The organism is Oceanicoccus sagamiensis, assembly GCF_002117105.1.
GTDB lineage: Bacteria > Pseudomonadota > Gammaproteobacteria > Pseudomonadales > Dasaniaceae > Oceanicoccus > Oceanicoccus sagamiensis.
The window spans coordinates 2,258,410-2,283,139 of the sequence record NZ_CP019343.1 but is presented as its reverse complement, the minus strand read 5'-3'; the positions used below and the strand labels follow the sequence as shown (position 1 = coordinate 2,283,139).

At 48.1% G+C, this 24,730-nt stretch carries 30 protein-coding genes; 6 read left to right on the top strand and 24 right to left on the bottom strand.

What is annotated here, in order from left to right; all coding sequences use genetic code 11:
* Positions 1-72: 72 nt before the first annotated feature.
* From BST96_RS10410 to ssb, 4 genes are read right to left on the bottom strand one after another with little or no spacing between them, the layout of a single operon-like run.
* Entirely contained in the window at positions 73-1,302 is a 1,230-nt protein-coding gene (locus BST96_RS10410) for a molybdopterin molybdotransferase MoeA (protein ID WP_240554780.1), read from the bottom strand.
* Positions 1,295-1,831 (bottom strand): molybdenum cofactor biosynthesis protein B, encoded by a 537-nt coding sequence (gene moaB / locus BST96_RS10405; RefSeq protein ID WP_085758643.1) that lies wholly within the window; start codon positions 1,829-1,831, stop codon positions 1,295-1,297. The genes BST96_RS10410 and moaB overlap by 8 nt, the downstream gene beginning before the upstream one ends.
* Positions 1,821-2,711, bottom strand: a complete 891-nt coding sequence (locus BST96_RS10400) for an SDR family oxidoreductase (protein WP_169713963.1) — start codon at positions 2,709-2,711, stop codon at positions 1,821-1,823. The genes moaB and BST96_RS10400 overlap by 11 nt, the downstream gene beginning before the upstream one ends.
* Positions 2,712-2,752: 41 nt before the next feature.
* Positions 2,753-3,304 carry a single-stranded DNA-binding protein gene (gene ssb / locus BST96_RS10395; protein ID WP_085758641.1) on the bottom strand — a complete coding sequence of 184 codons (552 nt, stop codon included), beginning with the start codon at positions 3,302-3,304 and terminating at the stop codon, positions 2,753-2,755.
* 709 nt (positions 3,305-4,013) lie between these two features.
* On the opposite strand from ssb, the gene uvrA reads away from it, so the two are divergent.
* The 4 genes from uvrA to BST96_RS10375 all read left to right on the top strand — a co-directional run bounded on the left by uvrA (position 4,014) and on the right by BST96_RS10375 (position 9,377).
* Positions 4,014-6,836, top strand: coding sequence for an excinuclease ABC subunit UvrA (gene uvrA, locus BST96_RS10390; RefSeq protein ID WP_085758640.1), 2,823 nt, complete (start codon positions 4,014-4,016; stop codon positions 6,834-6,836).
* A 31-nt stretch (positions 6,837-6,867) separates the two neighbouring features.
* Positions 6,868-8,001 (top strand): D-2-hydroxyacid dehydrogenase, encoded by a 1,134-nt coding sequence (locus BST96_RS10385; protein WP_085758639.1) that lies wholly within the window; start codon positions 6,868-6,870, stop codon positions 7,999-8,001.
* A gap of 132 nt (positions 8,002-8,133) precedes the next feature.
* Complete coding sequence (locus BST96_RS10380) at positions 8,134-9,015, top strand: universal stress protein (RefSeq protein ID WP_085758638.1); 882 nt, start codon at positions 8,134-8,136, stop codon at positions 9,013-9,015.
* A gap of 50 nt (positions 9,016-9,065) precedes the next feature.
* The gene (locus BST96_RS10375; RefSeq protein ID WP_085758637.1) at positions 9,066-9,377 is read left to right on the top strand and encodes a putative quinol monooxygenase; all 312 of its coding nucleotides are present in this window, start codon (positions 9,066-9,068) and stop codon (positions 9,375-9,377) included.
* A 68-nt stretch (positions 9,378-9,445) separates the two neighbouring features.
* Here BST96_RS10375 and hfq read toward each other — a convergent pair whose 3' ends face one another.
* Both hfq and BST96_RS20435 read right to left on the bottom strand, forming a co-directional pair.
* Positions 9,446-9,691, bottom strand: coding sequence for an RNA chaperone Hfq (hfq, locus tag BST96_RS10370; RefSeq protein ID WP_085758636.1), 246 nt, complete (start codon positions 9,689-9,691; stop codon positions 9,446-9,448).
* A 118-nt stretch (positions 9,692-9,809) separates the two neighbouring features.
* A complete protein-coding gene (locus BST96_RS20435; protein ID WP_157117924.1) occupies positions 9,810-10,367 on the bottom strand; it encodes a hypothetical protein in 558 nt (185 codons plus the stop codon).
* Positions 10,368-10,598: 231 nt separating this feature from the next.
* On the opposite strand from BST96_RS20435, the gene BST96_RS10360 reads away from it, so the two are divergent.
* A complete protein-coding gene (locus BST96_RS10360; protein WP_085758634.1) occupies positions 10,599-12,485 on the top strand; it encodes a DUF3604 domain-containing protein in 1,887 nt (628 codons plus the stop codon).
* Positions 12,486-12,491: 6 nt separating this feature from the next.
* Here the strand turns inward: BST96_RS10360 and BST96_RS10355 are convergent, their stop codons facing one another.
* The 4 genes from BST96_RS10355 to BST96_RS10340 are packed head-to-tail and all read right to left on the bottom strand — an operon-like array spanning position 12,492 to position 15,347.
* Positions 12,492-12,971 carry a nuclear transport factor 2 family protein gene (locus BST96_RS10355; RefSeq protein ID WP_085758633.1) on the bottom strand — a complete coding sequence of 160 codons (480 nt, stop codon included), beginning with the start codon at positions 12,969-12,971 and terminating at the stop codon, positions 12,492-12,494.
* Positions 12,972-12,994: 23 nt separating this feature from the next.
* Entirely contained in the window at positions 12,995-13,447 is a 453-nt protein-coding gene (locus BST96_RS10350; protein ID WP_085758632.1) for a VOC family protein, read from the bottom strand.
* A gap of 18 nt (positions 13,448-13,465) precedes the next feature.
* A complete protein-coding gene (locus tag BST96_RS10345) occupies positions 13,466-14,443 on the bottom strand; it encodes an MBL fold metallo-hydrolase (RefSeq protein WP_085758631.1) in 978 nt (325 codons plus the stop codon).
* Position 14,444: 1 nt separating this feature from the next.
* Positions 14,445-15,347 carry an MBL fold metallo-hydrolase gene (locus BST96_RS10340; protein ID WP_085758630.1) on the bottom strand — a complete coding sequence of 301 codons (903 nt, stop codon included), beginning with the start codon at positions 15,345-15,347 and terminating at the stop codon, positions 14,445-14,447.
* An 82-nt stretch (positions 15,348-15,429) separates the two neighbouring features.
* Here BST96_RS10340 and BST96_RS10335 point away from each other — a divergent pair, with 82 nt between their 5' ends.
* Positions 15,430-15,864, top strand: coding sequence for a nuclear transport factor 2 family protein (locus BST96_RS10335; RefSeq protein ID WP_206045326.1), 435 nt, complete (start codon positions 15,430-15,432; stop codon positions 15,862-15,864).
* A gap of 39 nt (positions 15,865-15,903) precedes the next feature.
* On the opposite strand, the gene BST96_RS20740 is transcribed toward BST96_RS10335, so the two are convergent.
* The 14 genes from BST96_RS20740 to rplF form a co-directional block, all read right to left on the bottom strand.
* Positions 15,904-16,578: a hypothetical protein gene (locus BST96_RS20740; protein WP_085758628.1), complete on the bottom strand. Its 675-nt coding sequence runs from the start codon at positions 16,576-16,578 to the stop codon at positions 15,904-15,906.
* Positions 16,579-16,724: 146 nt separating this feature from the next.
* Positions 16,725-17,747 carry a quinone oxidoreductase family protein gene (locus BST96_RS10325; RefSeq protein ID WP_085758627.1) on the bottom strand — a complete coding sequence of 341 codons (1,023 nt, stop codon included), beginning with the start codon at positions 17,745-17,747 and terminating at the stop codon, positions 16,725-16,727.
* Positions 17,748-17,854: 107 nt separating this feature from the next.
* Entirely contained in the window at positions 17,855-18,247 is a 393-nt protein-coding gene (gene rplQ / locus BST96_RS10320; protein WP_085758626.1) for a 50S ribosomal protein L17, read from the bottom strand.
* Between the two features lie 77 nt (positions 18,248-18,324).
* Positions 18,325-19,329, bottom strand: a complete 1,005-nt coding sequence (locus BST96_RS10315; protein WP_085758625.1) for a DNA-directed RNA polymerase subunit alpha — start codon at positions 19,327-19,329, stop codon at positions 18,325-18,327.
* Between the two features lie 61 nt (positions 19,330-19,390).
* A complete protein-coding gene (gene rpsD, locus BST96_RS10310) occupies positions 19,391-20,011 on the bottom strand; it encodes a 30S ribosomal protein S4 (RefSeq protein WP_085758624.1) in 621 nt (206 codons plus the stop codon).
* A 22-nt stretch (positions 20,012-20,033) separates the two neighbouring features.
* Positions 20,034-20,423: a 30S ribosomal protein S11 gene (gene rpsK / locus BST96_RS10305; protein ID WP_085758623.1), complete on the bottom strand. Its 390-nt coding sequence runs from the start codon at positions 20,421-20,423 to the stop codon at positions 20,034-20,036.
* Positions 20,424-20,538: 115 nt separating this feature from the next.
* Entirely contained in the window at positions 20,539-20,895 is a 357-nt protein-coding gene (gene rpsM / locus BST96_RS10300; protein WP_085758622.1) for a 30S ribosomal protein S13, read from the bottom strand.
* Positions 20,896-21,080: 185 nt separating this feature from the next.
* Complete coding sequence (gene rpmJ / locus BST96_RS10295) at positions 21,081-21,197, bottom strand: 50S ribosomal protein L36 (RefSeq protein ID WP_085758621.1); 117 nt, start codon at positions 21,195-21,197, stop codon at positions 21,081-21,083.
* Between the two features lie 50 nt (positions 21,198-21,247).
* Positions 21,248-22,522, bottom strand: coding sequence for a preprotein translocase subunit SecY (gene secY, locus BST96_RS10290; protein WP_240554779.1), 1,275 nt, complete (start codon positions 22,520-22,522; stop codon positions 21,248-21,250).
* 57 nt (positions 22,523-22,579) lie between these two features.
* A complete protein-coding gene (gene rplO / locus BST96_RS10285; RefSeq protein ID WP_085758619.1) occupies positions 22,580-23,026 on the bottom strand; it encodes a 50S ribosomal protein L15 in 447 nt (148 codons plus the stop codon).
* Positions 23,027-23,028: 2 nt separating this feature from the next.
* Positions 23,029-23,211, bottom strand: coding sequence for a 50S ribosomal protein L30 (gene rpmD, locus BST96_RS10280; RefSeq protein WP_085758618.1), 183 nt, complete (start codon positions 23,209-23,211; stop codon positions 23,029-23,031).
* Positions 23,212-23,256: 45 nt separating this feature from the next.
* Positions 23,257-23,769 (bottom strand): 30S ribosomal protein S5, encoded by a 513-nt coding sequence (gene rpsE, locus BST96_RS10275; protein WP_085758617.1) that lies wholly within the window; start codon positions 23,767-23,769, stop codon positions 23,257-23,259.
* 36 nt (positions 23,770-23,805) lie between these two features.
* Complete coding sequence (gene rplR, locus BST96_RS10270; protein ID WP_085758616.1) at positions 23,806-24,156, bottom strand: 50S ribosomal protein L18; 351 nt, start codon at positions 24,154-24,156, stop codon at positions 23,806-23,808.
* Between the two features lie 12 nt (positions 24,157-24,168).
* A complete protein-coding gene (gene rplF / locus BST96_RS10265; protein WP_085758615.1) occupies positions 24,169-24,702 on the bottom strand; it encodes a 50S ribosomal protein L6 in 534 nt (177 codons plus the stop codon).
* Between the last annotated feature and the right edge of the window lie 28 nt (positions 24,703-24,730).

The window sequence follows — 24,730 nt, the reverse complement described above, 5'->3', positions numbered from 1 at the left end:
ATGCCGGGCTTTTTAAGTCCGGCATTTTTATTGGCATTGGGGGCTGGTGGATTATAATCCACCCTACGTATATTAGCCTGACAGCTCTGTCAGCAAAATCACCTGAACTTGATCACCGGTGGCTACCTTGGTATTGGGGGGTAACACTACCAATGCATTCGCCCAGCTTGCAGACGCCAACACACCAGAGCTTTGATTGGGATATAACTCAACCTTGCCACCCTGCACTTTAGCCCGCAGATATTCCTGGCGAGTACCCGCTCTTTGCCAATCAAACCCCGCTTCGGCTTTAGTGATAATCGGCGCAACCTCAGCCTGCCCCTGATAACGTAATAAATAGGGACGAGCCAACAGGGAAAAGGTGACAAACACGGAGGACGGGTTACCCGGCAAACCAAAAAACGGGGTACCGCTCACCGAGCCAAACGCCAAAGGCTTGCCTGGTTTAATATTTAACTTCCATAACCCTAATTCACCCAAAGACTCTACCGCCGCCTTCACATGATCTTCCTCGCCCACGGATACACCACCGGAAGAAATAATAATATCCGCCCTCTCAGCCAGAGTCTGTAGTTGCTGGCAGGTGATATCAAAATCATCGGCGACAATACCGCCATCCATCACCTCGTACCCCATGGCCGTCAGCAGAGCGGATAAGGTGTATCGGTTAGAATTATAAATCTGGCCTTCAGCCAAAGGGGTGCCCGGCTCTACCAACTCGTCGCCAGTGGATAACACCGCAACTTTTAAAGGCCTAAACACGTCTACCTCGGTAGCGCCTATTGAGGCTAGCAGACCAATATCCTGGGGCTGTAGCCGCTTGCCTTTAGCAATAACAACGCTGCCATAACGGATATCCTGCCCCTTGGGGCGAATATGTTGACCCACCTTAATCTCAGCGGTGACTGTAATACCCTCACCACTACCCTCACCGGCCGATTCGGTATCTTCTTGCATGACCACTGTATCGGCGTTGTCGGGAATGGCAGCGCCGGTAAAAATTCTCGCCGCTGTACCTGCCGCCAGCGACTCCCCCATCGTTCCAGCAGGGATACGCTGACTAACCGCCAGCGCTGCGCCAGCGGCCAAATCACTATAGCGAATGGCATAGCCATCCATGGCGCTGTTATCGCAGGGCGGTACGTCAACGGCGGATGATTGATCGGCGGCCAGTACACGGCCCAGCGCCTTTAATAAAGGCACGGTCTCTATTTCGGTAATCGGTGTGGCAGCGCCAAGAATAGCAGCCAGAGCATCTTCCACTGGCATTAGCGGCGCTCTGGTTTTAATGGCCTTAGGCATTGTTCTGCTCGGCACGGGTTTTTAGTACACCCACAAAATTACACGGGCGGTAAGTACTATCCAATTGCTCACGAATAATTTTTCCCCAGGCAGTCTGACAGGCACTGGTTGAACCCGGCATACAAAAGATCACAGTTTCATTGGCCAGACCGGCAATCGCGCGTGACTGCACGGTTGAAGTACCAATTTCATCATAGGATAAATGGCGAAATAGCTCGCCAAAGCCTTCTACCGTTTTATCAAATAACACACTGACCGCTTCTGGCGTAGAATCGCGACCGGTAAAACCCGTGCCCCCCGTCACCAAAATCGCTTGCACAGTATCACTGGCAATCCACTGGGAAATCACTGCCCGAATTAAATAAATATCATCGATCACAATCTGCTTATCCGCCAGCCGATGACCTTCCTGCACTAAGCTATCGACCAGATATTGACCCGACGTATCATTGGCTTCTGTGCGGGTATCGGACACGGTTAATACCGCCACACCCAAACTCTGTTTTTCACTGCCGGAGCTATTGCTCATCGGTTTTGTCCTCGGTTGATTCTGGTTGAAAGATGGTCTTTACCGTAGGCACTACAAATGCGCGCCATGGCAACTGCTTAATCCCAAAAGTATGGAGAATTTTTTCGCAGTTCATTAAGGGCCTTGGCCAATCGGACTCTGACGACTCATTAGGCTCCAGCTTTAAGGGGTGCTCAGAGGACTGGGTATATTGGGAGGCAACGGCCAGTACAGTTTCCGCAAACTGATATTCATTGGCGGGGTCAGAGCTGCAATAGTGATAAGTGCCCCAGCTCTCACAACCACAGCTAAGCTGGTCAATAATAGCGGAGACGACACGGGCCAAATCCTGAGCATGCATGGGACAGCTGCTGGCACCATTGCAAAGTCTTAGGGTTTCACCCTGTTGAAACTCAGCCAGTAACAGGGTGACCAAATTATCACCCACAGCGCTAAATAAGGGGCCGGTGCGCAAAATAATATGGCGATGACAACTGCCCCTTAACAGCTCTTCCATTCGCGATAGCAAGGCGCCAATACGACTGACCGGAACCACCTCATCAGTCTCACGATAACGTCCTCCTTCGGTGCCATCAAAGACCTGGCTATTGGATAACTGCAAAATAGGGATCGCCGCCTGCTCACAGGCTTGGGCGACCAGCGCCAGAGACTCGATCAACTCCTCATCAGCCAGATGTTGCTCAAGGCACTCCAGGCTCAGAGCGTTAACCACTACGGAAATATCGTTAGGAATCCTTAAAGGGGGATTTTGGACGTCAACGGGGCCCTCGTGCTTAATCCACTCCAGACCCACGGACTCATACTCACGGCCACGAATATCCAACTGCGCCTCTAGCGCATTGCGAATCTGGTGATCCAGAGCAATGATCAGAACTTTCACTGAGTAACTACCGTCTATTCAAGCCTTATATACCAGGGGAGTTAGAAAGGGATATCGTCGTCAAAATCGTCGAAATTACCAGCGGGGGCAGCTTGCGGCTGCTGTTGTGGTGCTTGCTGTTGTGGTGCTTGCTGTTGTTGTGGAGGCTGCTGCTGATAACCGCCCTGCTGCTGTTGCGGTTGCTGCTGATAGCCACCCTGTTGCTGCTGGGGCTGCTGATAGCCGCCACCCTGACCACCACCCATATTATCCTGACGCGCATCCAGCATTTGCATTTCACGGGCTACGATATCGGTTGAATAACGGTCAGCACCGGTCTGCTTGTCTTGGTACTTGCGAGTACGCAAAGAACCTTCGATATAAACCTTGGACCCTTTGCGCAAATATTGTGCTGCGATCTCCGCCAAACGGCCATTAAAGGTAACGCGGTGCCACTCGGTGCGCTCCTGCTGCTGGCCGGTTTGCTTGTCTTTCCAGCTCTCCGAGGTAGCAACACTGATATTGGTCAAACTACCGCCATCAGGAAAGGTACGCGTTTCAGGCTCATTACCCAAATTACCCACCAAAATCACTTTATTTATGCCACGCGCCATGAAGCTCTCCAACAATACAATCAATTAAGTTATGCCCCGAACTATACCGCGACCAGCCCAATCTGACCAGAGATGAAACAAAAGGCTTTGCCTAAAACAGGCCCGTCGGGTGGATTATAATCCACGGCAGTCTTATGCATTTATACCTTTGGTTGGTTTGGGTCTTTAGTGGTGCTGAGGGAGTCGAGTCAGGTGTGTTCAGAATATGAATCTTAAGGGGTTTTCGCTAAGGTGAGGCGTCTGTTTTCAGAGGACGCTGCAAACCAGCTCTGGGTGCTCGACAAAATGCGTCCTGCATTTGACACCCCTGAAAACAGCCCCCTCACTGCCTTAAGATCACGCATGCTTTCAAGTTTGTTGAAACGAGTATCGTAGGGTGGATTACAATCCACCAAGCCCAGCCATTAGCATCTATATACCGGTGGATTATAGTCCACCCTACGGGCTAACCATTTGAAAGAAAGCGTAAACGTGATGCCAGAGCTGTACTTGGTAGGGGTTTGCGGGACTGTGCAGTTCGCTCCCAGAGTATGCAAAAGACTGACAGCTGTGACCGTTCGGAGCACAGATTGGTGGATTGTAATCCACCCTACAATCACTCGGGCATTAAAAATAAACCTCTCCGGCTTTGCTTAAGACAAGCACAGGGACATATAATATGCGGTTTGCAGTAGTGATCCGACAGCGGGTCTGACAGGTATAGTGATACATGGATACAATTCTCGTTCGGGGCGCACGCACCCACAATCTCAAAAATATCGACCTTGATATTCCCCGCGATAAACTGGTGGTAATTACCGGACTGTCCGGCTCAGGAAAATCCTCACTCGCCTTCGATACGCTCTATGCGGAAGGCCAGCGGCGCTATGTAGAATCGCTATCAACCTATGCCCGGCAGTTTTTGTCGATGATGGAGAAGCCGGATATCGACCATATCGAGGGTCTGTCTCCCGCTATTTCGATTGAGCAAAAATCCACCTCTCACAATCCCCGCTCCACCGTGGGCACCATTACCGAGATCTATGACTACCTGCGTTTATTATTTGCCCGTGTTGGCGAGCCTCGCTGCCCTGACCACGACGCCAAATTAGAGGCACAGACCATTAGCCAGATGGTCGATGCGGTCCTCGCCCTGCCGGAAGGTAGCAAGCTGATGTTACTTGCCCCGATTGTTAAAGAACGCAAAGGGGAGCACCTACAGGTATTTGACCAGCTGAGATCCAATGGTTTTGTGCGAGCACGAGTTAATGGCTTGGTTCACGACCTCGACGACGTACCCGAGCTGGAAAAAAATAAAAAGCACACTATCGAAGCGGTGGTTGACCGTTTTAAAGTCCGTGATGATTTGCAGATTCGTCTGGCCGAATCCTTTGAAACCGCGATTGAACTAACCAGCGGCACCGCCACCATCAGCTATATGGATGGCGATAACGACGATATTGTTTTTTCTGCCTTATTTGCCTGCCCCCAGTGTGGCTACAGTATTAGTGAACTGGAGCCTCGATTATTTTCTTTTAACAACCCCGCCGGTGCCTGCGGCGGTTGCGATGGCCTCGGCGTTAAACAATTCTTTGACCAGGATCGCCTGATACATCACCCGGAAGCCAGCCTGGCCGAAGGGGCGATTCGCGGCTGGGACCGTCGCAGTGTGTATTATTTTCATATGCTGAGATCGCTGGCGGAACATTATGATTTTGACATCGATACACCCTTTGAAAAACTGAGCAAAAAACATAAGAAAATTATTTTGCAGGGTTCCGGCAAAGAAGAAATCAGCTTTAGCTATATCAATGACCGCGGCGATGTGTTTCAACGCACCCACACCTTTGAGGGCATTATTCCCAATATGGAACGCCGCTATCGTGATACAGAATCACAATCAGTGCGCGAAGATCTGGCAAAGTTTTTAAGCACGCAACACTGCCCCGACTGCGACGGCACACGTTTAAAGCGCGAAGCGCGCCATGTGTTTATTAAAAACCGCGACCTGCCCTCCATTGTGGCTTTGCCGGTTGGCGAAGCCAGAGATTATTTTGAAAAATTAAAACTGCCCGGCCGCAAAGGAAAAATCGCCGATAAAATTTTAAAAGAGCTGCGCGATCGTTTTACCTTTTTGGTCGATGTAGGCCTCAACTACCTAACCCTTAATCGCAGTGCAGAAACTTTGTCTGGTGGCGAAGCCCAGCGCATTCGTCTCGCCAGCCAAATCGGTGCGGGACTGGTCGGTGTTATGTATATTTTAGATGAACCCTCTATCGGCTTACATCAAAGAGATAATGAGCGCTTATTAAAAACGCTGATTCACCTTCGAGATTTAGGCAATACCGTACTGGTGGTAGAACACGATGAAGAAGCCATCCGTCTGGCCGACCATATTATTGATATCGGCCCCGGCGCCGGCGTTCACGGCGGTGAAGTAGTCGCCCAAGGCGTCTATCAAGATATTATCAAATCGAAAAAATCTTTAACTGGCCAATATCTATCCGGTAAAAAAGAAATCGCCATACCGAAACAGCGCACCCCCAACAACGAAGATAAACAACTAATATTAACTGGTGCCAACGGCAATAACCTGCAAAATGTAACACTGGAAATTCCAATTGGTTTGATGACCTGTGTTACTGGCGTTTCTGGCTCCGGCAAATCAACCCTGATTAATGGTACGCTCTACCCCATTGCCGCCACCGAATTGAATGGCGCCACCACATTAACACCGGCACCCTTTGAAGAAATTACCGGGTTGGATCAAGTCGATAAGTGTATTGATATTGACCAGAGCCCCATCGGCAGAACTCCGCGCTCCAACCCTGCAACCTATACCGGTATTTTTACGCCAGTACGAGAATTATTTGCCGGCACCCAGGAAGCGCGGTCACGGGGCTATAAACCGGGGCGCTTTAGCTTTAATGTCAAAGGCGGCCGCTGCGAAGCCTGTCAGGGCGATGGTGTGACCAAAGTAGAAATGCACTTTCTACCGGATGTCTATGTACCCTGCGATATTTGCAAAGGCAAACGCTATAACCGTGAAACCTTAGAAATTCGTTATAAAGGCAAAAGCATTCACGAAGTACTCGATATGACGATCGAAGAAGCCAGTGAATTTTTTACCAATATTCCAGCCATTGCTAAAAAACTGCAAACACTGGTGGACGTAGGTTTATCCTATATTCGCTTAGGGCAGGCGGCCACCACCTTATCGGGCGGTGAAGCCCAGCGCGTTAAACTCTCTAAAGAGCTGTCAAAACGCGATACGGGTAAAACGCTCTATATTCTTGACGAACCCACTACCGGCTTGCACTTCCATGATATCCAGCAACTGCTAACGGTATTGCACCGTCTGCGCGACCACGGCAATACCATTGTGGTTATTGAGCACAACCTCGATGTGATCAAAACTGCCGACTGGCTGGTTGACCTGGGCCCCGAAGGCGGCAGCGGCGGCGGCGAAATTATTGCCACCGGCACCCCAGAGCAAGTGGCCAAGATTAAAAAGTCACATACCGGAACGTTCTTAAAGCCCATGCTGAAATAAATCGCTGTCGCCAGCTTAAAAGGAAATCACTATGTTGTTACCAAGACTAGCCTTATCCATCAGCCTGTCACTGCTGGGTATAACGATGGCTTCGGCCGAAGCATCGAGCAAGGCCGAGCAACTAATAAAAACCTTTAAGCTGCAAGAAAGCGATCAACCCAGCAGTCAACACCCCCGCTGGAAAAAACCGGATAGTATTACTGTGGTGATACCGCCACAATTTGGGCCGATTGCAAAACCTTTGGTAGGGAGCTTAAAAGCCGTGGCGGGTGATATTCCCCTCAATACTTATATCCCCAACCCCAAGCAAGCAGCACCCGCATTTTTGCAAAAATCCGAAGTGGTTTTTGCTTTTTGCAGTAAAGATCTGCTTAACCAACTCCCGCAACTGACCTGGATGCAAATTTATAGCTCTGGCAGTGAAGGCTGTACCGCCACCGCCGGCTTAAATAAAACCGACTTTTTACTGACCAATACCCGCAAGATGGCGGCCCCTGCCATTGCTGAACATGCTATTGCTCTAACTATGGCACTTAGCCGCAGCTTAGCGGTTTACCAACGACAGCAATTAGAGGGCCAATGGCAACGGCAGGCGCAAAGCCTGAGTGATAATGAGGTGGGTGGTAAAACCATGCTAATTCTCGGCTTAGGCGGTATCGGCAACGAAGTGGCCAAACGGGCTAACGCTTTAGGTATGCGCGTTATCGCCACTCGCAATTCCAGCCGCAGCGGCCCTGACTATGTCGATAAGGTGGGGCTGGCCAGTGACATGCATCAGCTGGCAAAAGAGGCGGACTATGTAGTCAATGCCCTGCCTTTAACGGAGCAAACAAAGGGCAGTATTGACCAGTCTTTTTTTAATGCGATGAAAAAAGGCAGCCGCTATATCTCGGTGGGCCGGGGCAAAACCACCCACACAGATAGCTTAATGGCAGCTCTGAAAAGTGGCCACTTAGCCGGTGCCGGCCTGGATGTGACCGACCCAGAGCCGCTGCCAAAGGACCATCCACTATGGACGATGGATAATGTGATTATCACCCCCCACACAGCTGGCTTTTCTATGGCGGCTATCCAGCGTGGCTTTATCCTGTATCAAGAGAATTTACGGCGCTACCTTAAGGGTGATAAATTACTGAACCCGGTTGATATCAACCGGGGCTATTGATTCTTTAGCTGGATCTATCATTGCTAATGCCGGCCAATCACGAAAATAGAAAAGTCATGACCGGAATCAACGCCTAATTGGCAATAAACTGCTAACCTGTATAGACACAAAAATCTTATGCGGAGCAAAACTATGAAAAAGCTGCTGGTCATCGCCGACAAAACAGGCGGAAAAAATATAGCCCTGGCCAGAGCGGCCAATCTGCAAGCCGCAACCGGCGCCAAAATTATTCTGCGAGGCTATTGCTATGTCAATATCCACAACCCCGAAGACTTAAAGCTTGCCAAGCTCAGCCGCAGCCAACTTGAGAAACAAGTGGTTGCCAAACGCCAGCAAGAGCTGGAAAAAATCGCCAAGCAGCTAAAAATCAAACCCAAAAATATCGATATCAAGGCTGTTTGGGGCAAAGATATCTCCCAGGCTATTACGACCCTGTGCAACAAGCATAAGATCGATATGGTGATTAAATCCGCCCATCGAAGTGAGACCTTTCTCTATACCTCGACCGATTGGCAGCTATTAAGAACGTGTGCGCCTCCAGTGATGATTACCGCCAGCAAGAGCTGGAAGAAAAAGCCACGCATTGTGGCCTCACTGGATTTCTCAACCAAGCTTAAAGCCAAAATCGCGTTAAACCACAAAGTCTTTAAACATGCGCAGGAACTGGCCGAGGCACTGGGCCAGGAAGTGCATATTGCCCATGCCATCACCATGCCCCAGGCTCTGATTGACATGGATATTATCAACGCCAAAGACTATATCAGTAAACGCCGCAAAGAGATTAAACTCGTCTCAGATGCTTTCTGCAAAGAATATGGCCTCGATACCAGCTGTGTGCACCTAAAAGCCGGCCCTGCGGATAAAGTGATCCCCAGTATTGCTAATAAACTCAAAGCCGATGTAGTGGTTACCGGCACTGTGGCCAGAAAAGGCATCAAAGGTAAGCTGATGGGCAATACGGTAGAGGGCATTTTAAGCCGACTCCATACCGATATCATTGCCATTAAGCCCTAAGCCTTTTAAGCTATAGGCAACGCTTAACAGTAGAACAGCAAGGATAAAAAATGATTATTGTATTAGCTACCGTAGAATCCACTACCGAAGATATTAACAACCTGCACCAGGCCATTGTGGATATGCAGACCGCCACGATAGAGACTGAGCCGGGTAATATCTCCTATACCTTTACCACCGAAATTGCCAACCCCAGTACGATGCATATTGTTGAGAAATGGCAATCCATGGATGCCCTAAAAGAGCACTTCACCACCCCACATATGGCCGCTTTTCAGAAAGCCATGGCCGGTTATCCCCCCAAATCCATGGATGTAAAACTCTATGAGGTTGCACAGGAGCTGCCCTTCCCCGAGATGTAAGCCTGTTACTGAGATATAAAAAAAGGCGTATGGGTTTCCCCATACGCCTTTTTTATAGAGTTGATACGCTACTTACCCGATGCTTCCTCACCCTCTACAGGCAAACGCACATTTCTGGACGGAACCACTGTAGAAATAGCATGCTTAAACACCACCTGAGTCGATACATTCTTTAGCATCACTACAAACTGATCAAAGCTTTCTATAGTGCCCTGCAACTTAATCCCGTTTTTCATAAAAATAGACACGGGGATACGCTCTTTGCGTAGTGCATTGAGAAAAGGCTCCTGGATCTTCTGCGCTTTATCTACCATAAACACCTCATTGATTATTCTTAACCAAGCATAGCTGTTTACGGCAAAACAGCCAGCACGGCATTAAAAACTACCACCATAATACTATCTGTATCGCCCACGACACAGCTTTTTTTCGCTAAATACCGGGAAGATCTACCTGCAAGGTATCAAAACAGGTATTGCCCTGAGCATCTGTTGCAGTGGCACGAAATACATAACTGCCGGGGCGGTTAGTACTCAATAAATAACGATCACTGGGGCCACGATCATCCACCAGCAACTGTGGGGTTGCTACCGGGCCAGCAATCAGCTCCACATCCACTAACACCTGGCCAGCACCACTGGCGGTCCACTGTAAGTAGAACTCGGCAAAATACTGGTAAGGGGCTGCCACCACAACAATATGAATACTTCTGCCGGGGCCAAAGGTATTGGGCTCCAACTGCAAATCCACAGTACAGGAAGTAGCTGGCTGTGGTGCCGCAGTGGCTGGAGGGTGGGAGCAGCAACAGCAACATAGTTGCCACCACCAGCGCAAGAAAAAGGGCCTGCGCCACCACTTTAAATGATGCGGTAACAACCTGGAAAAGCCAACGGGAGGAAAACATTCATAAGTGATACTCTCAGGGCACTCCGCATTGGACCAACGCTCCCGTGCTTTCTCTGGTTTACTATGGTCTTGTTGCTCGGTCATAACTTTATCTCCTTATCGTTGTTATTCCCCCTTTCATTCTGGGCAATCTGTCGGGGTATCTCTAGTAAGACACTCTAAAAGCAAAAATCCCCACCTCTAGCCATCGATCAATAGTAAAAAAGTCTATAACTGTTTTTTAAACCGTGCCGGTTCTGGCCAAAAAGGACACTTAGCTAATGATTTTATGGTGCTACAATCCCAGCCAGACCCAAAAAATAATAAGGCGAACTAATGACACTCCTACCCTGCAGCAACTATAAAGCGGCCCTGGTCCTTCCCTTATTGATTTTGGCTGGTTGTGGCAATAACGACCCTTCACTCACTCCAGCAAACAACCTCAAAGACTTACCCAGCCAGCCAGCGCCGGCAGAGGTACCCTATGACGCCAACCGACAGGCCTACTTTGGCGACCTGCATATACATACCGGCCTGTCGACCGATGCTTATATTTTAGGGGTTCGCACTGAACCTGTGGATGTCTATAAATTTGCCAAGGGCAAGGTTATTGAACACGCTGCGGGTTACCCCATTCAAATTACCCGGCCATTGGACTTTGCCGCGGTAACCGACCATGCCGAATATATGGGACAGGCACGATTGGCTGAAATTGATATTCCTACCACCCAGAAAACCCTGGCCGAAATATTAAAAACGGGCAATGTCTTCAGTATTACCGCCGCCTGGTTGCAATCCAGCCAGGAAATCCCTGAACACGGTTTTGCCCCCAATGGCGAAGCCATTAATCGCACCGTGAATAAAAACGCCTGGCAACAAACCATCGATGCCGCAGAAGAACATTACCAGCCCGGTTTATTTACTACCTTTATCGGCTATGAATGGTCGGCCAATGCCGGGGATATTACTGCCCACCTGCATCGCAATGTGATTTACCGGAATAATCTGGTCTCAGACCTTCCCTATAGCTCTTTGGACAGCCATAACCCGGAAGACTTATGGGCATTTCTTGATAAGGAAAACCAACAGGGTAAAGTGGCCATGTCGATTCCCCATAATGGTAACTTTAGCCGCGGCTATATGTATGCCTCCGCTGACTTTGCAGGCAAGCCTCTCACCAAAGAATATGCTGACATGCGTATGCGCTATGAACCGATCAGTGAAGTGGTGCAAATAAAAGGCAGCTCGGAAACACACCCAGTGCTTTCCAGCGAAGATGACTTTGCCGATTTCGAATTGTTGGGCGAATCCCTGTTTACCCAAGGGTCTCTACCTACCAGTTATAAAGGCAGCTATGTCCGTGACGCCTTGAGAATGGGCATGGAGTTCTCCCATAACGAAGGGTTTAACCCGTTTAAATTTGGTGTTATCGGCGCCAGCGATAGCCATAATGCCAGCTCTCCAACTGAAGAAAGTGATTACACCGGCAAACTGCCCATGCTGGATGGTAGCGCCGGTTTAAGAACCGGTAAGTCGCTGCTATTACCTAACAGCATGAACCCCGTTACTCGTTGGAGCTCCGGCGGCCTGGCCGGGGTCTGGGCAGAGTCCAATACACGGGAATCACTCTATGATGCCCTGCAACGCAAAGAAACCTTTGCGACTTCAGGCCCACGCATTTTAGTGCGTTTTTTTGGCGGCTGGGATTTTACCGAGCAGCAACTGGCACAAGAGGATATGGTCAGCCAGGCCTATGCTAACGGTGTACCTATGGGAGGGGACTTAACCCAAGCACCCACCGGCAAAGCACCCAGCTTTTTAATTATGACCATGAAAGACCCACAGGGCGCTAATCTGGATCGCGCACAGGTGATTAAAGCCTGGCTGGATAGCGAAGGGGTAAGTCAGGAACAAGTGTTTGATATTGCCGCCGCCGATCAACGCCAGCTCGACCCTAAAACTAACAAACTGCCCGCTGTGGGCAATACAGTTAATATTGACGAGCCCAGCTATAGCAACACGATTGGCGGCTCATCAATTTTAGCGTTCTGGCAGGACCCTGATTTTAATCCGCAGCAGGAAGCGTTTTACTATGTGCGGGTGTTAGAAATCCCCACCCCGCGCTGGTCTACTTATGATGCGGCTAAATTGGGCACTACCCCGATGGAGCCGACAACGATTCAGGAGCGAGCCATCACTTCTGCTATCTGGTACAAACCCTGATCAGCTTTAACAGGGTTGCGGCCATAAATCGGCCCAGCCCTCTTTATAAGGCGCGGTAAACTGGATAGAAGCCACCAGTTTTTTGATCAGCCAGCGCCCCTCTACCTTGGTATATATTTCATCATAACGAGCCAACATCCAGGCCGCTTGATAATTACCGGCTTCAACCGTCGTCACCGGCTGACAATTTCTCCATACCCCTTTCGCCGTTAAGCCATCATCAGCAATCTCGATAACATCATTCATTACCAGATGGGCGGCTGCCACAATATCCTTCGAGACCTGGTCAAAAAAATCACAGATGGCCTCTACCCCACTATATTGACCAAAGCCCTCGGCCTCCCATACCGCATCGGGCGCAAAAACTTGCCTGAGTTTTTCGGTATTGTAGTTATCATCACAGGCATAACAGTAAGCATGTTTTAGGCTGCGGATAGCCTCAATATCTTCCAACCTTTGCAGCCTTAGCAAAATATCATCACTCATAGATCGACCCCGGTATAATTGTTCTAACGTGCCAACTGAGCGAATTCATCGGACTTAATCTCATAGAGCTCAATGATATTACCGCAGGGGTCACGCCCATAGATGGCAGAAATTTTATCTTCAAAGTGAGCTACCTCACCCACAAATTCCATACCATGTTGTTTTAAACGGTCATATTCCTGCTGAATATTATCGACCTGCAATGCGATATGAGGGTAACCATAGTCGCAAGGTCTGGAACGCAAATCTTTAGGCGCAGGATTGCTGTACTGCCATAATTCAAGATAAGCATTGGGGGCTTTTAGCATCGCCATTTGTGCCTGAATATTTTCCAGGCCAATAGCACCATCAGCCAAGGGGTTATCTTTTATCTCAGCTTGCTGAACCACTTCAAAGCCCAAAGCCTCGGTATAAAATTTCAGCCCTTTGTCAAAATCATCAACGCCAATCGCTATATGATGCACACCTACAATCATAATTTCCCCCTATAAACTTTAGCGGCCCGTAGTAACATAGGTACCTACTCTTCGTAATAAAATCCACATCTCACTATCGCGCCAATTACGCTTGTGCAGATTATCTAAAAACTCTTCTTTGAATTGCGGTGAAGCTAATAACTTATCCGGCATATTATCCAGCGAAGTCCCTTTGGCCAACTCACGTTCTACTGATGCAAATAAAATTTCCCAAAAAATACGTTTTTCACGCACCGCATCAATGGGCCCGACTGAAGGCTGTACAAAAATACGGTTTTTATCGTTATAGCCGATGGCCATATGGCCGCTAACGATTTGCTTAACACCTTCTCGATCAGCCAGGGCTTCCACCGCTTTTAAATAAGGCACCATATTAAACAGATAGCCTTCAGCCATAGTCGGGTTATATTCCATTTCCCAGCCGGTAGGCGCACTGGTAATGTCCACCACAAATAAAATATTGGCGGGTTTGGCAATCATCACCACCATACAGTCATCATGGCTGGGGCCAAAGTAATACATATCCAGCGAAGCATTTTTCAGCTTAATGCTGTATTGCTGATCAAAGGTGATATCGGGAGGGACGACATCAGGATGCGGTGTTTCGGACATATTCTTAGCGCATTCCTGCTGCGCTACAAATTCGGCACCCGCCTGTTTAAAAATCTGACCACCTGAGGCGTGATCCCAATGGGAGTGGGAATAGGCAACATACTTTACCGGCAGGTCAGTAATTTTTGCAATTTCTTCACGCAGTGGCTTGGCCGCGCGAACATCAATCGGGTCAGTAGCAATCACACCATCATCACCTACCACAAAAATATTGCGGTAAGGGCCATAACGAAACGCATAAAGCCCACCGCCCAAGTCCTCGGTTTCATAAAAGGGTACACCGGGCATAAACATTTTCCGTGTTTTGCCTGCATGCAAACCTGCAACCGTCTGTAGAGAAAATAGCAATAGCAAAAAGATAATCAGCGATTTGGAATAATTCATATCAACGCCCTATCCGGTAGAGTGAATACACTCTTCTTGTCATTATCTTTAGCCGCTTTTCATCGAAATCCGCAAAGCCAGAAAAGGTGTCCATATCCAAACGATTACCCAGGGCCCGAGCAGATATTTGCTGCTGATAATCCTTTTCAACGGCGCCTAATAAGAGCTGCCAAAACTTTTTCTGTTCTGACACGAGACTGACCGGACCAAGTGCCTGACTATAAACCACCGGTGTCCCCCCTGGTCTGGCATAGCTGCCCACGATAGCCTGAATATTTTCAGCCTGTGCCAAGGCCTCAACCCGATCAAAAAAGGGTAAGAGATTATGCAAATAATAATTAGCCAGAGTTGGGTCGCTGGGGACTGCGGCCGCATCGCTATTAACGAGGCCAAAGATCATCATTATATTAGCTGGTCTGGCAATCACCACTGATAAACAGGTGCCATAACTTTCACCCAAATAATATAAATCCAGTTTGGCACCACCGACATCAACACGGTAAGTGTCTTGATAAACTGTATCGACCGGCACAATATTTTTGCCGGGGGTTTTCTGCAAATTATCAGCACAACGCTGCTGCGAAGTAATACGAGCGCCCTGCTGTTTAAAACTCCGGGCACCTGCCACTCGATTAAAAAATGAATTGGTGTAGATAATATCGGTCACCGGAAGGCTAGTGATATCAACCAGACTCTGCTGTAGCGCCCTGGCAGCATCCGCATTAATCGGATCGGTTATTGCTACGCCTTTTTCACCCACCACCACCAGAGTTCGGTCAGTGCCATAGCGAAAGCTGAACAGGCCCTCAGCCAGGGGTTCAAGCTGGTAACGGTTAGTATTAGCTGCCGTACTGTAAACAGGTGTGGCGATACAGAGAAGCAGGAGATAAAAGATTATTTTCATTATGGGTCTCCAGTGGGCAATAAGCAGAATACCCCATAAGCAAAGATGAAGTCTAACCAGGCCAAGCTTAGAGGTAGGTTTAATGCGCTTGTCGCTAGCGATAGCCGGCGATATGCTTAGGAATAATAAACCCGATGCAGGAAAGACCATGACGACTGATGACCTGATTCACTACAGTGATGCCTGGAACGCTCATGATATCGACACTATCATGAGTTTTATGTCCGAAGACTGCGTGTTTGAAACCGGTGGCGGTACCGAAAAGTACGGCACTCGCATTAAGGGCTATGAAGCCGTCAGGGCACGCTTTATTGAGGTATGGACGGAGATACCCGAAGTAAGATTTATCGATGCCCTGCACTTTGTACAGGGCAATCACGGCTGCTCAGAATGGACTTTTGTCGGTAACCGCACTGATGGTAGCGCGGTAGAAATCGATGGCTGTGATATTTTTACCTTTGCGGGTAATAAAATCACCTCCAAGCGATCTTATATCAAACACCGGGTTGCCCAGTAATAGCTACCAGCTGCACAAATTCTGCTAAAAGCCCTGTAGTTACTTGCTACGACGCACACCTATTAAACCCAGTAGCGCCGAACCAAAAAGCCAGGCAGCGGCTGGAACAGGGACTGCTGAAGGCGGTGCCGGCACTGAAACAAAATTGCCCGATACACTGAAACCGGAAGAGGCAATCATGGTATAGGGATTGGCAATGGTTTTAAAACGATAAACACCCGGCCCTAATATATCTGAATAATTAACCGCTGCCTCTTCATAGCCATAACCTGCCGACACACTGACGCTGTATAAGGCATTAGAACTAGTGGTCTGGCTACCTTCATACAGCTTACTGGAGGCATTACCCTCACCCCACTGCTCTTCTTGCCCCCAAACCAGACCGGTAATCGTTAAGCGGTAATGGGACGTCAACTGAAAGGTAAAATCGAAAATAGACTCTGACTGTGACCAGTCATAGTCCGAATAAGCATCCGCTGAACCCGAGGCAGAAAAACCCGAAGTGCTAATGACAGATGTCTGGCTTCTTCCCTGATAACCACGCTGCCAAAGGGCAAAAGGCGTCGAGGGCGAATAAGCCCCGCTGCCACCACTACCCGCATATTCATAACTGCGGTCATCGGACACTAAAATGACGGCGGAAAAAGCTGAAGAGGCAAAAGATAAAACCAAGGGCAAGGATAGAAAAAGGGTGTGTTTTATTAGTTTTTTCATAAATAACTCCGTTTAATTATTATTGTTCGATACTGAGATTTACATAGAGCAGCACAAATTTCAAGCAACCCTCTTATAGAACCAGTTAAGTAAAAGGCATGAATGTGTATTATTTACACCCTCTCCTATCATTGGAAGCCCATCTTCTAGCAAGTGCTACCGTCATCGATACTGAACAGAGCCTTGCCTATGACCGAGCGCTGCTCTAAATCACGATGGGCTTGTGCAGCCTGATCCAACGGATAATATGCGCTGACAGGAATATTCAAACTGCCCTCTTGTATAAAACCAAACAAGTCAGTAGCGCGAATTTGCATTTCCTGTTGCGATAACAGGTAATCGTAGAGTGCTGGCCGAATTAAGCTAAGCGAGCCTTTCTGGGCTAATAACGTAGGCGCAATAGGGTCGGGGTGCTCACCACAGGCATTGCCAAACAGCACCATCGTACCCCGTTTGGCCAACGTATCCAGACCGGGTAGAAAGGTAGTTTTGCCAATACCGTCATAAACGGCATTAACACCTCGGTTTTTAGTGAGGCTCTTTACTTGTGCGACAAAATCCTCGGCTGAGTAATCAATGGCAAAGTCGCAACCATTCTCCAAGGCCTGTTTAGCTTTGCTGACGCTGCCACAGGTACCAATCACTGTAGCTCCCGCTCTTTTACATAACTGAGTCAGCATCATACCCAAGCCGCCACCGGCACCATGAATTAACACCCAGTCCCCTGTTTTCACTCGATAAGCATCAGTCGTCAGGTAATGGCCGGTCAGGCCCTGCACCATACAGGCACAGGCTTGTTCCATGCTTATCTCATCGGGTATCTTGACTATATTGGAGCCTGCATCAAAAGCTGTGTATTGCGCGTAACAGTTGTTTTCTTTGGTACTCATGGTGCCGGTCATATAGGCGACCCGGTCTCCCACCGCAAACTGACTGACCTTATCACCTACGGCAGTAATAACACCTGAGGCTTCTATACCAGGAATAAAAGGCAGATCAGGATTGCCACCATGATAGGCACCACTGCGGGTCAAGGTATCTTTAAAATTTAATCCTGCGTAGCTGTTTTGTATTAGGACTTGAGTGGCACCAGGTTCCGGGGTGGTAACGGTGTCTGAATAGACCAGTTGTTCAGGGCCGCCAAACGTATGTACCTGTATCGCTTTCATGGTTAACCTTTCTATTATCGTCTCTGCATCTCTGATTGACAGGCAATAAAAAACCGAACTAAAAAGTCCGGTTTTTTAAGGATCGACCCAGCCATCAGGCTTGGATCTTAATCCTCATCGTCCTCGAAGATATCATCTACTTCTGGGCGATCTACCAACTCAACATAGGCCATTGGCGCTTTGTCACCGGTGCGGTAGCCAGCCTTAAGGATACGGATGTAACCTCCTGGACGCTCCTGGTAACGCGGGCCAAGGTCAGAGAACAATTTACCCACGGTAGCTTTATCGCGAGTACGATCAAAAGCCAAACGACGGTTTGCTACTGAATCAGTTTTACCTAAAGTAATTAGCGGCTCGGCATGACGACGCAATTCTTTTGCCTTAGGCAATGTAGTTTTAATCAGCTCGTGCTCAACTAATGAATTAACCATATTGCGGAACATCGCTTTGCGATGTGAGCTGTTACGGTTTAGCTGGCGGCCACTATGACGATGACGCATGGGTCTATTTCCTATTTCTTTCGGGATAGTTTACCTATCCCGGTTAATACTATGACGTTACGATTAAGCAGCTGTTATTAAGAAGCTAACAGCTTGTCATCGTTTTTAAGGCTGGCAGGTGGCCAATTGTCCAGGCGTAAACCTAAAGACAAACCACGTGACGCCAAAACGTCTTTAATTTCTGTCAGTGACTTCTTACCCAAGTTAGGGGTTTTCAGCAGCTCAACTTCTGTGCGCTGAACAAGGTCACCAATGTAGTAAATATTTTCTGCTTTCAGACAGTTGGCTGAACGTACAGTTAACTCAAGATCATCAACCGGACGCAGTAGAATTGGATCGACTTCGTCTTCCTCTTCCTCTGGCTCAGCTTCTTTTTCACTTTCAAGGTCAACAAATACTGACAGCTGCTGCTGTAAGATGGTTGCTGCACGACGAATCGCTTCTTCAGGATCGATAGTACCGTTGGTCTCAAGATCCAGAACCAGTTTATCAAGGTCAGTACGCTGTTCTACACGAGCGTTTTCTACCACGTAAGCGACGCGGTGTACTGGGCTGAAAGAAGCGTCTAACTGTAAACGACCAATGCTGCGAGTTTCTTCTTCGTCATTTTGACGAGCATCCGCAGGAATATAACCACGGCCGCGGCCGATGGTTAGCTTCATGTTTAATGAACCAGCTTCGTTTAAGTTGGCAATCACATGATCAGGGTTAGAAATTTCAATTTCGTGATCAACCTGGATATCGCCAGCTGTCACAGGACCTGCGCCAGACTTGCTTAAGGTTAATACGGCTTCGTCTTTTCCGTGCATCAAAATTGATACACCCTTCAGGTTCAACAAGATTTCAATCACATCTTCCTGAACACCTTCAATAGCACTGTACTCATGCAACACGCCGTCGATCTCAACTTCAGTCACGGCACAACCGGGCATGGAAGACAACAGAATACGACGCAAGGCATTACCTAAAGTATGACCAAAGCCACGCTCTAATGGCTCAAGAGTTACCTTGGCGCGGGTTGAGCTTACTTCGTCTACATCGATAACGCGTGGCGTTAAAAATTCGTTTACTGCACTCTGCATATGGACACCTGTGTAGTATTAGTCCTTTAGATTGAGATTTGGAGTCTAAGTAATCTGACGATTACTTAGAGTACAATTCAACAATCAGGTTTTCGTTAATCTCGGAAGAAAGGTCAGCACGATCTGGCTGAGACTTATAAGTACCTTCCATATTGCCTGCGTTAATGTCGATCCACTCTGGCTCGCCACGCTGTCCGGCAAGTTCAAGAGCGTTCTTAACGCGCAATTGATTTTTGGCTTTTTCACGAACTGACACTTTGTCACCCGCTTTTACCTGGTATGAAGCAATATTAACGACTTTGTCGTTAACCAGGATGGCTTTATGAGAAACCAGCTGGCGTGCTTCAGAACGTGTTGAGCCGAAACCCATACGATAAACAACGTTATCCAAGCGGCTTTCCAGAAGTTGCAGCAGGTTTTCACCCGTTGCGCCCTTCAGACGAGCAGCTTCTTTATAGTAGTTGCGAAATTGCTTTTCCAGTACGCCGTAGATACGACGAACTTTCTGCTTTTCACGAAGCTGTACACCGTAATCCGACAGACGACCGCGACGGGCGCCGTGGAAACCGGGAGCGGCTTCTGCTTTACATTTTGAATCCAGAGGACGAACACCGCTCTTTAAGAACAGGTCTGTACCTTCTCTTCTGGACAGCTTACATGTAGGGCCTAAGTATCTAGCCATTGTTGTATTCCTGTATTCTTAATTAAACGCGACGTTTCTTGGGAGGACGACAGCCATTGTGTGGAATCGGCGTAACGTCATTAATGCTACCAATCTTGTAACCGACATTGTTCAGTGCGCGAACCGCAGATTCACGACCAGGACCTGGGCCCTTGACTTCAACGTCTAAGTTTTTCAGACCGTATTCCTGGGCTGCGATACCCGCACGCTCAGCAGCAACCTGCGCAGCGAAGGGGGTAGATTTACGCGAACCACGGAAACCGGAACCACCAGCGGTTGCCCAGCTGAGTGCGTTACCTTGACGGTCTGTGATGGTAATGATGGTGTTGTTAAAAGACGCGTGGATATGCGCAATGCCATCCACAACAGTCTTTTTGACCTTTTTACGGGCCGGCTTAGTATCTTTAGCCATTTTCTTCCTACTCTAATATCAGCACTACAAAAGTGATGTAGCTACACTAAAGTAATTGAATCAATTACTTATTTCTTCTTAGGTAAACCTATTACCCTAAATAGGGCAAAAAGTATTACTTACGAATGGGTTTACGAGGACCTTTACGGGTCCGGGCATTAGTCTTGGTACGCTGACCACGAAGTGGCAGGTTCTTACGGTGACGCAAGCCACGGAAACAACCTAAATCCAATAAACGCTTGATGTTCATGGACACTTCACGACGAAGATCACCTTCTACGCTAACCTTGCCGATTTCAGCACGGATGGTATCCAGTATCTCTTCTGACAGAGAACCAATTTTAGTATCTTCAGCAACACCCGCAGCAGCACAAATCTGCTTGGCTGTAGGGCGACCAATACCGTAGATATAGGTCAACGAGATCACCGCATGTTTATGGTCGGGGATGTTGACACCAGCTATACGAGCCATCCAAATTACTCCAAAACTTTCATTTTTAACGCTTAACACGGCCTTTTGACTGTGATTTGCTCAATTTCAGGCTAAAAACCACTAAAATTGAGCCACTGCGCAAAAGGCGCGACAGTTTAGCGCCAGATTAATAAAAAATCAACCTGATCGTTACTACATTTTAAGATAGGCCAAATGGCCCGATCTTAGCCTTGACGCTGCTTGTGGCGAGGCTCTGTGTTACAGATAACACGAACAACACCTTTGCGGCGCACGACTTTGCAGTCACGACAGATTTTCTTTACAGAAGCACGAACTTTCATTTCACTTCTCCACTACTACTTTAATAAACCGGTTCTGGCTAAGGGGGAGATTAACCGCCTTTGCCCTTACCATAACTTTTGAGGTTGGCCTTTTTCATCATGCCTTCATACTGATGAGACATCAGATGAGACTGAACCTGGGACATAAAGTCCATAACCACGACCACAACAATCAACAGGGAAGTACCACCTAAGTAGAACGGTACATTCCACATTACCACCAGAAACTGTGGCAACAAGCAGACCAGGGCAATATACAAAGAACCAAAGATCGTTAAGCGAGTTAACACGCTATCAATATAGTTGGCTGTTTGCTCACCGGGACGAATCCCTGGCAAGAACGCTCCTGAGCGCTTTAAATTATCGGCCACTTCTTTCGGGTTAAACATCAACGCCGTATAGAAGAAACAGAAAAATACAATCAACATGGTAAACAGTAAAATATTCAAAGGCTGGCCCGGGCCAATCGCCAATGATACTTCCTGCAACCACTCCATGCCTTCACCCTGACCAAACCACTGGGCAATAGACGCTGGGAATAATAACAGTGAGCTGGCAAATATCGCCGGGATAACACCCGCCATATTGACCTTCATGGGCAAATGACTCTGCTGCCCCTGCATCACTTTGTTACCTTGCTGGCGCTTGGCGTAGTTCACTGTGATACGACGCTGACCGCGCTCAATAAATACCACTAAGTAAACAACGGCAATCGCCAAGGCTAAGATCAGCAACAATATCAAGATATTGAGTTCGCCTTGTCTTGCCTGTTCAATCGATTGACCAACGGCTGATGGTAAACCGGCAACAATACCTGCAAAGATTAATAACGATATACCGTTACCAATACCGCGCTCAGTCACCTGCTCGCCTAACCACATCATAAAGACCGCACCGGTTACCAACGATACAATCGCGATAAAGTAGAACGATAGCCCCATGCTGTAGGCCATACCGGAATTGGCTAAACCAACCACCATACCGGTGCCCTGTACAGTGGCTAAAATCACTGTCAGGTAACGGGTGTACTGGCTTATCTTACGACGACCAGCTTCACCATCTTTCTTTAATGCTTCCAGCTGAGGGCTAACGGCACTCATCAGCTGCATAATGATGGAAGCTGAGATATACGGCATGATACCCAATGCCAATATACTCATACGCTCAAGCGCACCACCCGAGAACATATTGAATAAACCAAGAACCGTACCCTGGTTCTGGTTAAACATGGCTGCAATCTGGTCTGGATTAATACCTGGTACCGGAATATGCGTACCAATTCGATAAATAATTATGGCAATCAGAACAAAACGAAGGCGAGCCATAAGCTCGCCTAGTCCAGATTGCTTTCCGCCGGATAGCAGCCCTGTATTCACTATGGATTATTCCTCAATCTTTCCGCCGGCTTTCTCGATTGCTTCACGAGCGCCTTTGGTTACACCTAAACCTTTAATAGTCACAGCTTTGTTTACATCGCCTGACAAAAAGATTTTTGCACGTTCGATATTAGTACCAACCAGGTCAGCACGCTTAAGCGCTGTTAGATCGATCACATCATCTTTAACTGCTGCTAATTCGCTAGTACGGATCTGAGCGGTTACCCGAGCTACGCGAGAAGTGAAGCCGTACTTCGGCAAACGCTTCTGCATTGGCATCTGGCCACCCTCGAAACCTGGACGAACACTACCGCCACTGCGAGCTTTTTGACCTTTGTGACCACGGCCACCGGTTTTACCTAAGCCGCTACCGATACCACGACCAACACGCTTTGAGCTGTGCTTGGCACCAGGTGCCGGGCTCAATGTATTTAAACGTAATTCTTCAGTCATGATTAATCCTCAACCCGTAGCAAATAGCTGACTTGGTTAATCATACCGCGTGTTGAAGGTGTATCTTCCACTTCAACGGTGTGATTAATGCGACGTAAACCCAAACCGGCAACTGAGGCTTTGTGCGCCTGTCTGCGACCGTTAGTACTACGTACCAGCGTTACTTTAACTGTCTTCTTGGCCATTTCTGCAACCCTAATGCTCGGCGGTGTTCACCACCGATTCACTACTTAATTTAAAATTTCTTCTACTGTTTTGCCGCGACGATTCGCTACTTGCTCAGGCGAAGCCATTGTTTCAAGCGCTTTAAAAGTTGCGCGAACAACGTTTACCGGATTAGTAGAACCGTAGCTCTTGGCCAGTACGTTATGTACACCAGCCATTTCCAATACAGCACGCATTGCGCCACCGGCGATAACACCAGTACCCTGTGATGCAGGCTGCATGTAGATTTTTGAAGCACCGTGGTTAGCTTTGATCGGATACTGAATAGTGTCACCATTCAGGTCAACGTCGATCATATTGCGACGAGCCGCTTCCATAGCTTTCTGGATAGCTACTGGCACTTCGCGAGCCTTACCACGACCAAAGCCGACTTTACCGTTACCGTCACCGACTACTGTCAGCGCAGTGAAACCGAAAATACGACCACCTTTTACCACTTTTGCAACACGGTTAACCTGAACCAGCTTCTCTTGTAAGCCTTCAGAATCGTCCTGCTTTTTTGAATCATTAAATGACATCGTTTAACCCTGACTCTAATTCAATCGCTTGAATCGTTAGAATTGTAGGCCGCCTTCGCGGGCTGCCTCTGCCAAAGCCTTAATGCGGCCATGGTATTTAAAACCACTACGGTCAAAAGCTACGTCGGAAATACCGGCGGCCTTTGCACGCTCTGCTATCAACTTACCAACACTGGCTGCGGCATCGGCATTACCGGTGCTACCTGAACGCAAGTCTTTATCCAGTGTTGAAGCACTAGCTAAAACTTTATCGCCTTCTGGGCCAATAATTTGTGCGTAAATGTGCTGCGAAGTGCGGTGAACGCTAAGGCGATTAGCACCTAACTCACGCATCTTGGCGCGGGCTCGGCGAGCACGACGCAATCTTGATGTTTTCTTGTCGCTCATACTAGTTACCTATTACTTCTTCTTAGCTTCTTTACGACGAACATACTCGTCGGAATAACGAATACCTTTACCTTTATAAGGCTCAGGTGGACGGAAGGCGCGAATTTCAGCAGCTACCTGTCCAATTTGTTGCTTGTCTGCGCCTTTCAACACGATCTCGGTTTGAGAAGGTGTTTCAGCGCTAACGCCTTTAGGTAATTCGTAATCAACCGGGTGTGAGAAACCTAAAGTCAGGTTCAAAACATTACCTGTTGATTTGGCACGATAACCAACACCGTTTAGCTCAAGCTTTTTCTGAAAGCCAGTGCTAACACCAATCACCATATTGTTAACTAATGCGCGCGTAGTGCCGGCCAGGGCCCAGGCGTCTTTCGCATCGTTACGACCAGAAAACACTAACTTGTTTTCTTCTTGTTTAACTTCTACCTTCTCGTGCACACCCCAAGACATGGATTCTTTGGCGCCTTTAACAGTCACTTCCTGACCGTTAATTTTCACCTCAACACCTGCTGGGATAGCCACTGGGCTTTTTGCTACTCTAGACATAGTCTTAAACTCTGACTCTATTTAAGTG

What these genes read in the sequence shown, in the direction of transcription:
- BST96_RS10410 (WP_240554780.1), bottom strand. Translation starts at nt 1,302, where the DNA reads ATGCCTAAGGCCATTAAAACCAGAGCGCCGCTAATGCCAGTGGAAGAT.
- moaB (WP_085758643.1), bottom strand. Translation starts at nt 1,831, where the DNA reads ATGAGCAATAGCTCCGGCAGTGAAAAACAGAGTTTGGGTGTGGCGGTA.
- ssb (WP_085758641.1), bottom strand. Translation starts at nt 3,304, where the DNA reads ATGGCGCGTGGCATAAATAAAGTGATTTTGGTGGGTAATTTGGGTAAT.
- uvrA (WP_085758640.1), top strand. Translation starts at nt 4,014, where the DNA reads ATGGATACAATTCTCGTTCGGGGCGCACGCACCCACAATCTCAAAAAT.
- BST96_RS10385 (WP_085758639.1), top strand. Translation starts at nt 6,868, where the DNA reads ATGTTGTTACCAAGACTAGCCTTATCCATCAGCCTGTCACTGCTGGGT.
- BST96_RS10380 (WP_085758638.1), top strand. Translation starts at nt 8,134, where the DNA reads ATGAAAAAGCTGCTGGTCATCGCCGACAAAACAGGCGGAAAAAATATA.
- BST96_RS10375 (WP_085758637.1), top strand. Translation starts at nt 9,066, where the DNA reads ATGATTATTGTATTAGCTACCGTAGAATCCACTACCGAAGATATTAAC.
- hfq (WP_085758636.1), bottom strand. Translation starts at nt 9,691, where the DNA reads ATGGTAGATAAAGCGCAGAAGATCCAGGAGCCTTTTCTCAATGCACTA.
- BST96_RS20435 (WP_157117924.1), bottom strand. Translation starts at nt 10,367, where the DNA reads ATGACCGAGCAACAAGACCATAGTAAACCAGAGAAAGCACGGGAGCGT.
- BST96_RS10360 (WP_085758634.1), top strand. Translation starts at nt 10,599, where the DNA reads ATGACACTCCTACCCTGCAGCAACTATAAAGCGGCCCTGGTCCTTCCC.
- BST96_RS10355 (WP_085758633.1), bottom strand. Translation starts at nt 12,971, where the DNA reads ATGAGTGATGATATTTTGCTAAGGCTGCAAAGGTTGGAAGATATTGAG.
- BST96_RS10350 (WP_085758632.1), bottom strand. Translation starts at nt 13,447, where the DNA reads ATGATTGTAGGTGTGCATCATATAGCGATTGGCGTTGATGATTTTGAC.
- BST96_RS10345 (WP_085758631.1), bottom strand. Translation starts at nt 14,443, where the DNA reads ATGAATTATTCCAAATCGCTGATTATCTTTTTGCTATTGCTATTTTCT.
- BST96_RS10340 (WP_085758630.1), bottom strand. Translation starts at nt 15,347, where the DNA reads ATGAAAATAATCTTTTATCTCCTGCTTCTCTGTATCGCCACACCTGTT.
- BST96_RS10335 (WP_206045326.1), top strand. Translation starts at nt 15,430, where the DNA reads ATGCGCTTGTCGCTAGCGATAGCCGGCGATATGCTTAGGAATAATAAA.
- BST96_RS20740 (WP_085758628.1), bottom strand. Translation starts at nt 16,578, where the DNA reads ATGAAAAAACTAATAAAACACACCCTTTTTCTATCCTTGCCCTTGGTT.
- BST96_RS10325 (WP_085758627.1), bottom strand. Translation starts at nt 17,747, where the DNA reads ATGAAAGCGATACAGGTACATACGTTTGGCGGCCCTGAACAACTGGTC.
- rplQ (WP_085758626.1), bottom strand. Translation starts at nt 18,247, where the DNA reads ATGCGTCATCGTCATAGTGGCCGCCAGCTAAACCGTAACAGCTCACAT.
- BST96_RS10315 (WP_085758625.1), bottom strand. Translation starts at nt 19,329, where the DNA reads ATGCAGAGTGCAGTAAACGAATTTTTAACGCCACGCGTTATCGATGTA.
- rpsD (WP_085758624.1), bottom strand. Translation starts at nt 20,011, where the DNA reads ATGGCTAGATACTTAGGCCCTACATGTAAGCTGTCCAGAAGAGAAGGT.
- rpsK (WP_085758623.1), bottom strand. Translation starts at nt 20,423, where the DNA reads ATGGCTAAAGATACTAAGCCGGCCCGTAAAAAGGTCAAAAAGACTGTT.
- rpsM (WP_085758622.1), bottom strand. Translation starts at nt 20,895, where the DNA reads ATGGCTCGTATAGCTGGTGTCAACATCCCCGACCATAAACATGCGGTG.
- rpmJ (WP_085758621.1), bottom strand. Translation starts at nt 21,197, where the DNA reads ATGAAAGTTCGTGCTTCTGTAAAGAAAATCTGTCGTGACTGCAAAGTC.
- secY (WP_240554779.1), bottom strand. Translation starts at nt 22,522, where the DNA reads ATGGCTCGCCTTCGTTTTGTTCTGATTGCCATAATTATTTATCGAATT.
- rplO (WP_085758619.1), bottom strand. Translation starts at nt 23,026, where the DNA reads ATGACTGAAGAATTACGTTTAAATACATTGAGCCCGGCACCTGGTGCC.
- rpmD (WP_085758618.1), bottom strand. Translation starts at nt 23,211, where the DNA reads ATGGCCAAGAAGACAGTTAAAGTAACGCTGGTACGTAGTACTAACGGT.
- rpsE (WP_085758617.1), bottom strand. Translation starts at nt 23,769, where the DNA reads ATGTCATTTAATGATTCAAAAAAGCAGGACGATTCTGAAGGCTTACAA.
- rplR (WP_085758616.1), bottom strand. Translation starts at nt 24,156, where the DNA reads ATGAGCGACAAGAAAACATCAAGATTGCGTCGTGCTCGCCGAGCCCGC.
- rplF (WP_085758615.1), bottom strand. Translation starts at nt 24,702, where the DNA reads ATGTCTAGAGTAGCAAAAAGCCCAGTGGCTATCCCAGCAGGTGTTGAG.